This window comes from Desulfomicrobium baculatum DSM 4028 (assembly GCF_000023225.1).
GTDB lineage: Bacteria > Desulfobacterota > Desulfovibrionia > Desulfovibrionales > Desulfomicrobiaceae > Desulfomicrobium > Desulfomicrobium baculatum.
In genome coordinates, this window is sequence record NC_013173.1 from 1,478,947 (window position 1) to 1,481,130 (window position 2,184).

Sequence of the window (2,184 nt, forward strand, 5' to 3'; positions counted from 1 at the left end):
TTCCCATCATATCTCCGCCCCGCAAAATCCACGTCACAACTCTCCATATCTCCAGGTCCTGCCCTGGACTGATACGCAGCGGCTGATAATCCTTCTTGTCTTTAGGATTGACTTTTTTGTGTTTCCTGTCTTCATTCTTGATGGGGTCCTCTCTCTGTTCCCGTCCTCTCTTTGTCCTCTATATGTTCCGTTTGATGCGTAACATTTCTCAATCCTCTGATTGTCAATGTTTTTACTTTACTGTAACAGCAATAATCATGCACAAAAAAATTTATTATTGAATTTTAAGTTAAATTTATTTCCATAAAAAATAAATACGATGTATTTTAGAATTGCTTATGTAAGTTAAAAATTATGAATTAAAAAAAATATTTTGAAATTCTGTTTTTTACATATATTCCAATCGAAATTTCTGTCATGACGCATAAAATAAATGAATACTGTGGTACGTATTTTGAGCCGGAGGCGTACTGTTTACGGACTGGAAAATTGGAAGGAAAGGGGCTGTTTTAGTGCTCATAAATGTACTTGCAACTACCTGTTAACTAGGAGTATTATTCACAAGTTTTGATACAGAGTGTATTAAAATTTATACGGATTTACTAAAATATAGCTAGTATTAATGAGTATTCTAGGAAGTTAGTAATACATACCAATATTTATTTTCACTAATATATTTTTTTTACGCGCTTTTCAAACGTTTTTTCATTTTATTGTTTAATAATTTTCCAGAATTTTATTTATTACAGGCGTTTAAATTTTTTCAGGAGGAAGCAATGAGGCTGATTATTTCCTTTTTGAATGGTATTTCTATGGTTCGCTGCATTAAAATTTTCCTCACGTTACTTGCTTTCCTTTCTTTTTCAACGCCTGCTGTCGCGACAGGTCTGCTGGATATGTACAAGCAGGCCGTTCAGAATGATCCTATATTTCAAAGCTATCAATTTCGGACCTTTGTCGCCCAGGAAGGGAAACGGCAGGCTTTGGCCGCCATGCTGCCGACGGTGATGGCTACGGGCAGCTATATGCACAAGAGTCAGGACATCGTCAGCAGCGACAACGAGGTCTACGCCTCGGGCAGTTCCGAGTACGGGACCACCGTCTATGGCGTAAACCTGACTCAGCCTTTGTTCAACTGGGCCTCTTACACCGGGTGGAAGCAGGCCGAGATCGTTCGCGTCCGCTCGGAGATGGAGTTCGTTCTGGCCGGGCAGGAGCTGATCACCCGGGTCTCGGACCTTTATTTCCAGGCACTGGCCGCAAAGGACAGGCTCGACTACGCCCTCGTCGAGCAGGCCGCCGTCGAGAAACACTTCGAACTGGCCCAGGGCCGTTCGGACATGGGCCTCATTCCCATCACCGACCTGTACGACGCCAAGGCGCGCCTCGCGGCCACCGAGGCCCTGACCATCGAGGCGCACAACAGGCTTGATGACGCCCTGCAAGCCTTGAGCGAAGTGACCGGCGCACCCGTGGATGACCTCATTCCTCTGGCACCAAACATCAAGCTGAAGAGGCCTGAGCCGCCGACCCTGGATTCCTGGCTCGCTGGAGCCCTCGAAGGGAACCCGGCCATCGAGCTCAGCAAAAAGGCCGTGGAAGTGGCCGAACTCGAAGTGAAGCGCCAGAACGCCGCCCATTATCCTACGCTGGACCTGGTCAGTTCCTTCGACAACGAGAACACCGAGGATTCGCTTTTCGGTGGAAGCAGCGAGGTCGACACGTACAAGATCGGCGTGCAGTTCAACCTGCCCCTGTATCAGGGCGGTGAAGTCGCTTCCAAGACCCGCTCTGCGCGGCACGAGGTCGGCATCGCCCGGCAGGATCTGGTCAAGCAGTCCCGGTCGGTTGCGCGCAAGACCCGCTCGGCCTTTCTCGGCGTCGACAGTTCACTGAAGAGGGTGGACGCGCTCGCGCAGTCCCTCGACGCCAACAAATTGGCTCTCGAAGCCAAGCAGGACGGCTACATGTCCGGATTGTTCACCAGCCTTGGCGTCCTTGACGCCGAACGCGACCTGGCACTGGTCAGCATCGACCATGCCCAGGCACGCTATGATTACATTCTCAATAGCCTGCGGCTCAAGCAGGCTGTTGGATCCCTGACCGAACAGGACTTGCTGGATCTGGAAAACTGGCTTGTGAAATAGGCTCGTACACGCTGCCGACCACTTGGAGGGTATGGGA

General features: G+C 49.1%; 1 protein-coding gene. It reads left to right on the forward strand.

The genetic code is table 11. The features are described 5' to 3' along the window. Positions 1 to 812 precede the first annotated feature (812 nt). Positions 813 to 2,147, forward strand: coding sequence for a TolC family outer membrane protein (locus DBAC_RS06710; RefSeq protein ID WP_143891045.1), 1,335 nt, complete (start codon positions 813 to 815; stop codon positions 2,145 to 2,147). Positions 2,148 to 2,184 lie beyond the last annotated feature (37 nt).